6 protein-coding genes are annotated in these 8006 nt (G+C 40.5%); 3 read left to right on the plus strand and 3 right to left on the minus strand.

Going from position 1 to position 8006, the window contains the following annotated elements; genetic code table 11:
- Positions 1–35: 35 nt before the first annotated feature.
- From ACIR131C_RS0121280 to ACIR131C_RS0121290, 3 genes are all read right to left on the minus strand, one after another.
- The gene (locus ACIR131C_RS0121280; RefSeq protein WP_028091779.1) at positions 36–1079 is read right to left on the minus strand and encodes a PstS family phosphate ABC transporter substrate-binding protein; all 1044 of its coding nucleotides are present in this window, start codon (positions 1077–1079) and stop codon (positions 36–38) included.
- Between the two features lie 33 nt (positions 1080–1112).
- Positions 1113–2492, minus strand: coding sequence for a serine/threonine-protein kinase (locus ACIR131C_RS0121285; protein ID WP_028091780.1), 1380 nt, complete (start codon positions 2490–2492; stop codon positions 1113–1115).
- 148 nt (positions 2493–2640) lie between these two features.
- A complete protein-coding gene (locus tag ACIR131C_RS0121290) occupies positions 2641–3654 on the minus strand; it encodes a LysR family transcriptional regulator (RefSeq protein WP_028091781.1) in 1014 nt (337 codons plus the stop codon).
- A 242-nt stretch (positions 3655–3896) separates the two neighbouring features.
- Between ACIR131C_RS0121290 and ACIR131C_RS0121295 the strand changes: the two genes are divergently transcribed.
- From ACIR131C_RS0121295 to ACIR131C_RS0121305, 3 genes are all read left to right on the plus strand, one after another.
- Positions 3897–4613: an NnrU family protein gene (locus ACIR131C_RS0121295; protein WP_028091782.1), complete on the plus strand. Its 717-nt coding sequence runs from the start codon at positions 3897–3899 to the stop codon at positions 4611–4613.
- 448 nt (positions 4614–5061) lie between these two features.
- Positions 5062–5448, plus strand: a complete 387-nt coding sequence (locus ACIR131C_RS0121300) for a thioredoxin family protein (protein WP_028082698.1) — start codon at positions 5062–5064, stop codon at positions 5446–5448.
- Between the two features lie 302 nt (positions 5449–5750).
- The gene (locus ACIR131C_RS0121305; protein ID WP_028091783.1) at positions 5751–7829 is read left to right on the plus strand and encodes an NAD(P)H-quinone oxidoreductase subunit 5; all 2079 of its coding nucleotides are present in this window, start codon (positions 5751–5753) and stop codon (positions 7827–7829) included.
- Positions 7830–8006: the final 177 nt, after the last annotated feature.

An 8006-nucleotide genomic window follows, 5' to 3' on the forward strand; every position in this document is an offset into this window, starting at 1 on the left:
GCCCGCACCACAAGGTTTAGGGTCGGGTATAAAGCTCATTTTATGCTCACAAAACCAGCTTTTTCAATCAGTTCTTGACCTTGAGGTGTTAATAACCAATTTGCATAAGCTTCTCCAGCTTGTTGATCTGATTGAGCATTTTGTTTGATAATCACAAATAAGTTGCGAGTGATTGGGTAATTTCCATTGCGAAAATCCTCGGTGTTCAACTGGTTACGCTGATTTGGACATTGAGACTGAGCTATTTCTGGTTGTTGATAAGGTGGGACAAATTGCCCCTTTGTTCGTCCAATTGGTAGGGATTTAACAGTACATTGCGGGACGATTTCAGGAGCGGAACCGTAATAAATTCCCCCTGGAGTATTGGCTATTTTTCTGATTGCTTCTGTGGTTGTACCAATATAACTAACATTGTTACCAAATTTGTCTTTGTTGAGAACATATTCAATAAAAAAATCCACTGTACCACCAGCTTCTTGACCGCGAGATAAGGGAATAATAGGTAAATTTGCACCACCTAATTTTTGCCAGTTAGTAACTTTACCAGTGTAAATATCTTTAATCTGGGCAGTGGTTAATCCGGGGATATTTAAGTTATGATTAACTGCGATCGCAATACCATCAATTGCTACGATAATTTCTTTTAATCTGAATCCTTTTTGTTGCGCTTGGCTAGTTTCTTCTAATTTAATGGAGCGGGAAGATTGAGTAAAAGCTAGTTGATTATCTATTAACATTTGAATCCCAGTTTCCGAACCTGGGTCTTTAAAAAGTGGTTGTATGTAACGTAAAACAAACTGAGGACAAATTCTTTGTAGTACAGAATCTACGTCCTTACGAATAGTAGCCCAGGTGGTACTACCACCATAACTAAAAATCCCCTGGGGAAGATTAGGGAGGTTACAACTAGTTACTGAATTAGAAGATAAGTTTTGGGAATTATTACTACTAGAAGTAGATGTCATATTTGAACTAATTTTTGCCCAACGTTCGATTAAAAACCAGGAACCACCGAATATTAAACTAATGGTAGCAATCAGAGATAAAAAAAGTGGGAGAGTTTCTTTTTTGGGAGACATAAGTTTGTGGTTTTGGGGTTAAAGATATTTTTTTTAAAGCAGGGAAGATAATAATTTATAAATGAGCTTAAATAAGGTTATTGATATTATTGAAATTAAGGCCGCAGCCACAGCTAAAATAATTATTTGCTCAATACCAATACCTCCTCGTACATAAGGGATAAAAAATATAATTGTCAAACTGATTGCAGGGATAATTAGCAAATCAAATTTTTCCAGCCAGCGTCTAGTTTGAGCAAAAATTAAACCACTTAAAATCACAACAGAAATTATGAAAGTGATGGGAATATTTTTGGATAAACTGAAAAAAGCGATCGCAATTAATGCCCCTTCAAACCCACTAAAAGCAGCCCCAGTTAATAATTCCCAAATAGTAAAAGTTGATTGATTTGATCCTTGGGGCTGAATTGGTTGTGGTTTAGGTGGTTGAGTTGGGAATTGTGATGATGTTGTTGGGGTAACAGAGGGAGGAAAAAGAGCCTCTAGCACCGCCTGTGCTGACTGAAAACGCTCACTAGCAGCAGGTAAGAGCATTTTATCTAAAATATCTGCCAGTCGCGGTTTCAGGGTGATTTGCGCCCGCCATTGCCATTGATTTGTATAAGCGTTAAATAGCTTAGTGCTTTCTTGTCCTGTCAGCAATGTCAGTATAGTAACAGCTAAAGCATATAAATCCGTAGATGGAAATACTTGACTACTGTTCATTTGTTCTGGAGGTGCAAATCCTAAAGAATAAATGCCTATAGAACTAGGGGGCGCATTAGCAATTAACTTAACTGCACCGAAATCTAGCAAAAAGAGCTTACCATCACGACGACGCATAATATTGGAAGGTTTAATATCTCTATGGATAATATTTCTGTCATGAATAAACTGGAGAATTGGGAGAATTTCTTTGAGTATTTCCAGCACTTTTTGTTCAGAAAAATTGCCATATTCAATTAATTCTTCCTCTAAAGTTTGCCCATGAATATACTCTTGAACTAAATAAAAAAACTGCTCTGGTTTATTTATTTGTAAGTTTTGTAAACTAGGAACTGTAATGGTAAAAAAAGCAAATAAATTAGGTATTTGCGGATGTTCATTACCTATTTTTTCTAAAACTTCTGCTTCTTGTGCAAAGAGAATTTTGGCTTTTTCTAAGGCTTCTTCGGTTAAATTACTGCCGGGCTGAAATTGTTTAATCACACATTGACGCAAACTGGGAGTATCGCGGTCAATTGCTAAAAAAGCCGCACCAAAACCCCCCTGACCCAACAGTTTAATTGGCAAATATCGGTCACGTAAAATCAGCGGCATACCGCAGGTAATACAATATTTCTGCTGTACTGTTTTTAAAGTTTGAATATCATCTAAATCAGCAAAGTGATTTTCGGGACGTTGACAGTAGGGACGAGTGCAGTGGACTTGCATATTATCTTTAGTCAGTGGTGATTAAGCCGTTACGCATTGAAACTGGATTATTACTGTAAATCAGGTATTTATGCAGTATCAAATTAATAAATTAATTTTGATTTAGTCCAGTAGTCATTAGCAATTAATCTAATGACACTGGAATGGTTTAACTGCCATCAGTAAGGTTGGGCGCTGCTAAATCTAGTGTATTTATAACTAGATCCATTTGTGATAACTTTAACATATCCTGAATCCAAACCGGGTTAGCAAATTCAGGTAATATCTCCTGACTAAAAGCCTCTGCTGCTTTGGATCTATAACGGCTAGGGTTAAATATTAACCAAAGTGTACGCTTGACTACAACGTCCTGGATTAGTGCTTGATGGAGAACACCCATTTGTAATTCTTTAGCAATGGCAGAAGTAGAGACAAAGGCAGCACCCAAGCCAGACTGGACGGCATTTTTAATTGCTTCTATGGAATTAAGTTCCATTTCCAACTTAAACCGCCTGGTGTCAATATTACAACGTGCCAGTACCTGGTCAATAACTTTGCGGATGGTTGATTGGGAGTCGAGAGCAATGAATTGTAGTTTATATAGGTCTTCTTTTTGGATTGTTTCTAATTTAGCAAAGGGATGGGACGTGGGTAAAATGAGCGCTAATTCATCCTCAGCATAAGGAATAGTTTTTAAAGACTCCCCCAATTCAGCGGGAATTTCTCCACCAATGATCGCCAGATCAATCTGGCCATTGGCAACACTCCAAGCGGTGCGTCTGGTAGAATGGACGTGCAATTGCACAGCCACATCTGGATACTTTTGTCGAAATAAGCCGATCATTTTCGGTAAAAGATAAGTGCCAGTAGTTTGGGACGCGCCGACAATTAATGTACCACCTTGAAGATTTTGCAAGTCCTCAATAGCGCGACAGGTTTCCTGACATAAACTGAGGATTTTTTCCCCATAACTTAGGAGTAGATGTCCCGCTTCTGTTAATTGAGCGCGACGGCCTCCCCTGTCAAATATGGGAACATCCAATTGCCTTTCCAGGTTTTGAACTTGCAAACTGACAGCCGGTTGGGAGACATAAAGACTATCAGCAGCCCGCTTAAAACTCCCTTCTTGGGCGATAGCTTTGAGAATACGTAACTGATCTAATGTAAAAGGAAGGTCAGACATAAGGCTTAACCCAGAAATTTGGATGTATGAGTAGCTGGAAAAATAAATCGGGGCGAGTAGCTTTGTGACTAGTCATAATTTAGGCAATAGTTAAATTTAAAGAACTAACTAAAACACTTACCACAACATATTGACAGAAATCCTTTCGTGTATAATCTGTTAAAATTCAAGATGTTTACCCAATGTTTACCCATAAATAGTAACTTCTTTCGTTTTTGAGAATGTTAAATTGAGTTTTATCTATCATGCCCAATTCTTGGTTTACTCCCAGTCATTTTGTCATACTAGGGTTACAATTAGTTTTTGCAATTGCCCATAGTGGAGGCGCTGCTGTGCGTCCTTGGGCAGAAAAATACATTGGACCGCGGCTTTATCGCATTTTATTCGCATTAATCAGCTTACCTTTAGCCGTGCTATTAATTGTTTACTTTTTTAATCATCGTTATGATGGATGGCAACTTTGGCAGGTACAAGGTATTCCGGGGGTAGGAACGTTAGTTTGGATATTGTCTGCTGTATCTTTTTTGTTTTTATATCCTGCTACCTTCAATTTACTAGAAATTGCCGCTATTCAAAAGCCCCAAGTTCATCTTTATGAAACAGGGATTATCCGTATTACCCGTCACCCGCAAATGGTGGGACAGGTAATTTGGTGTGTAGCCCATACTCTTTGGTTAGGTACTAGCTTCACCCTGGTTACCTCAATAGGTCTGATACTACATCACCTCTTTGGAGTATGGCATGGAGATCGCCGTTTAAGTCAACGCTATGGAGAAGCCTTTGCACTTCTCAAGCAGCGGACTTCTATTATTCCCTTTCAAGCAATTATTGATGGCCGTCAATCCTTAAACTGGCAAGAATTTCTGCGTCCTGCTTATTTAGGAGTTGCCATTTTTACTGGTTTATTATGGTGGTCTCACCCCTTGTTATTCGTGGCAACAAGTAGGATAATGTGGTAGTTTCGTCTGATCCCTAAGATCAACAAAAAATATAAATTTAATAAAAGTTTGTGATCATCACTTGCTACCAAAACAATGTAGGATAAACTTTAGCATCTATCATGAGATTGTTTTTCACTAAGGTGGGAAAAAGGATTTGCTCCCCAGTCTCAGACAGAATTTATCCCCGTAAACAATAAGTAGCTTTCTACCTTGGTAAAAACGGGAAATAAATAGCAATGATGAACTACAGCAATATACACTATCAGCATTGTCAAAGTTTTATAGGGCAGTAGCAGTCAATAGCAATCAAGATTTGAACATTGATAACAGCCAGCGCGACATTGACGGTGGTTTGTTTGTCTACAGAAAAATCTAAAAATCAGATGTTCTTCTCATGACTTACCAATTGCTGCTACTGACCATTGTTTTTGTTTTCATATAAAAACCTTATATTCCAAGAGGCATCATGGTGTTTTCGGTCAGTGAACGGACATTTAATCAAGAAGTTTTGGCATCTCCAGTTCCCGTTTTAGTTTACTTTGAAGCGCCCTGGTGTGCTTTATGTCGCGTTATTCACCCGCTTTTATTGCAATTTCAAGCCCAATGTGGTGATGAAATTAAGTTAGCCGGAGTCAACGCTGATCAAAATTTCAAGTTGTCTAATACCTATCGCCTCAAATCCCTACCGACTTTATTGCTAATTGAAAAAGGAATAGTCAAGCAACGCTTAGAGGGTTTTTGTGGTAGAGACGATTTACGTCAAGCCTTAGAAGCAATTCAACTTACTTACAACATCACTAATAAAACTGACACTGGCATAAAAACAGCCGAATTAGAATACAACAATGTGTAATTACATACAAATAAGGGTAGGTAACAAAAGACAAAAAGCAGAAGTTTTTAGAAATTTTATAGCCCCAAGGCTGACTGTTAGGCTATTTTAGAAGCGTAAGCAGTACAGTAGGCTCAGTCAGCTATTTTAATTAATTTGGTGCTTGGTGAGTCCGAAATCTAAAACCATGCTTAACACCCCACTCAAAGGGTATCGGGTGGGGTATTTTATCCTCAAGGGTCTGTGTCACAATTACTAACAGTTCTGATTCTTCAGTTAACTCACCCTTTATTTGTACAGAATTCTAAAAGTAGGCGTTAGTGATGGAATTAATCTATCAGTATGCCTGGCTGATTCCAGTATTACCTCTCTTGGGAGCAATGCTAGTCGGTCTAGGGCTAATCTCGATCAATCAGGTGACAAACCGCCTGCGACAATTAAATGCTGTAGTCATTATCTCCCTTATGGGAGCTTCTATGGTTCTGTCGTCGGCCTTGCTGTGGAGTCAAATTCAAGGCCATGCACCTTACCTCCGCACCCTAGAATGGGCAGCAGCAGGAAATTTTCACCTGACTATGGGCTACACTATTGACCACCTGACAGCCTTAATGCTGGTCATTGTCACCACAGTAGCAGTTTTGGTGATGATTTACACCGATGGCTACATGGCTCATGACCCCGGTTATGTGCGGTTTTATGCGTATCTGAGCTTATTTGGCTCTTCCATGTTAGGTTTGGTGGTCAGCCCCAACCTGGTACAAGTTTACATTTTCTGGGAACTGGTGGGAATGTGTTCCTACCTCCTAGTGGGCTTTTGGTATGATCGCAAAGCCGCAGCGGAGGCCTGCCAAAAAGCATTTGTTACAAACCGGGTCGGTGACTTCGGTTTATTATTAGGCATTTTGGGGCTGTTCTGGGCGACAGGAAGCTTTGATTTTATGGTGATGGGCGATCGCCTATCAAACCTAGTAGAAACTGGCTCTATTAGCAATTTCCTCGCCATTGTGTTGGCGATTTTAGTCTTTCTTGGACCTGTGGCTAAATCGGCTCAATTCCCACTCCATGTCTGGCTACCAGACGCAATGGAAGGTCCTACACCGATTTCTGCCCTCATCCACGCAGCGACAATGGTAGCAGCGGGTGTATTCCTCATTGCCCGGATGTATCCAGTATTTGAAAATGTGCCAGCAGCAATGAACGTAATTGCTTTTACTGGCGCATTGACGGCGTTTTTAGGGGCAACTATCGCCATTACCCAAAATGACATTAAAAAGGGTTTGGCTTATTCCACCATTTCCCAACTCGGTTACATGGTGATGGCCATGGGTGTGGGTGCTTACAGCGCCGGTTTATTCCACCTCATGACCCACGCTTATTTTAAAGCGATGTTATTCCTGGGTTCTGGTTCAGTAATTCATGGTATGGAAGCAGTTGTTGGTCATGACCCTGTATTAGCGCAAGATATGCGCTTAATGGGCGGACTGCGGAAATATATGCCCGTGACCGGTTTCACATTTTTGATTGGTTGCTTGGCTATTGCCGGGATTCCTCCCTTTGCCGGTTTCTGGTCAAAAGATGAAATTCTCGGTGCGGCTTTTGCTGCTAACCCCTTCTTGTGGTTTATTGGTTGGGTGACAGCAGGAATTACAGCTTTTTATATGTTTAGAATGTATTTCTCAACATTTGAGGGTAAATTCCGGGGTAATGACGAGAAAATCAAGGTAAAACTCAAAAATGCCGCTGCTGCTTTAGCACAGAAGTCAGGTACAGCCGAATTAGCTCCTAATTTCGGTCCTGGAGCGATGAAAAAGGGAGAATTAGATAGTCACTCCCATGACTCCCACAGCCATGAGCCTCATGAGTCTCCTTGGACAATGAGTTTACCTTTGGTGGTCTTGGCTATTCCTTCTATGTTAATTGGTTTGGTGGGTACTCCCTACGCCAATTATTTTGAGCAGTTTATCTTTCCTCCTAGCGAAACTTTAGCTGAAGTGATGGAAAAGGCTGCGGAATTTGACCCCCATGAGTTTTATGTAATGGCGGGTAGTTCTGTGGCAGTTTCTGTGATTGGAATTACTTTCGCGGTGCTGATGTATTTGGCTCGGAAAATCGATCCTAGTGCGATCGCTAAAAATATTCAACCACTCTATGATTTATCCTTGAATAAATGGTACTTTGATGATATTTATCATCGTGTCTTTGTTCTCGGTTTGCGTCGTGTGGCTAGACAAGTTATGGAAGTTGATTTCCGCGTTGTTGACGGCGCTGTTAATCTCACGGGTTTCTTTACTCTTGTCAGTGGTGAAGGTTTGAAATACTTGGAAAGTGGTCGGGTTCAATTCTATGCTCTGATCGTTTTTGGGGCTGTTTTGGGCTTGGTGATTTTCTTTGGTGTTACCTGATTTTAATGGGGCGGTTTGTCCGCCCCTGGATTGTTTTTTTTGCACGCAGAGGCGCAGAGGACACGGAGTTAATGAACCACGAAGGAGGGAAGGCAGCGAAGGAAGAAGGGAAGGAGGCGTTGCTGAAACCAGGTATGAATTTAGGTGTAGAGCCGAGAATCCCTACCCATGGAAGGT

The sequence above is a fragment of the Dolichospermum circinale AWQC131C genome (genome assembly GCF_000426905.1).
GTDB lineage: Bacteria > Cyanobacteriota > Cyanobacteriia > Cyanobacteriales > Nostocaceae > Dolichospermum > Dolichospermum circinale.

Coding starts and splice junctions, on each gene's coding strand:
- ACIR131C_RS0121280 (WP_028091779.1), bottom strand. CDS start 1,079: ATGTCTCCCAAAAAAGAAACTCTCCCACTTTTTTTATCTCTGATTGCT.
- ACIR131C_RS0121285 (WP_028091780.1), bottom strand. CDS start 2,492: ATGCAAGTCCACTGCACTCGTCCCTACTGTCAACGTCCCGAAAATCAC.
- ACIR131C_RS0121290 (WP_028091781.1), bottom strand. CDS start 3,654: ATGTCTGACCTTCCTTTTACATTAGATCAGTTACGTATTCTCAAAGCT.
- ACIR131C_RS0121300 (WP_028082698.1), top strand. CDS start 5,062: ATGGTGTTTTCGGTCAGTGAACGGACATTTAATCAAGAAGTTTTGGCA.
- ACIR131C_RS0121305 (WP_028091783.1), top strand. CDS start 5,751: ATGGAATTAATCTATCAGTATGCCTGGCTGATTCCAGTATTACCTCTC.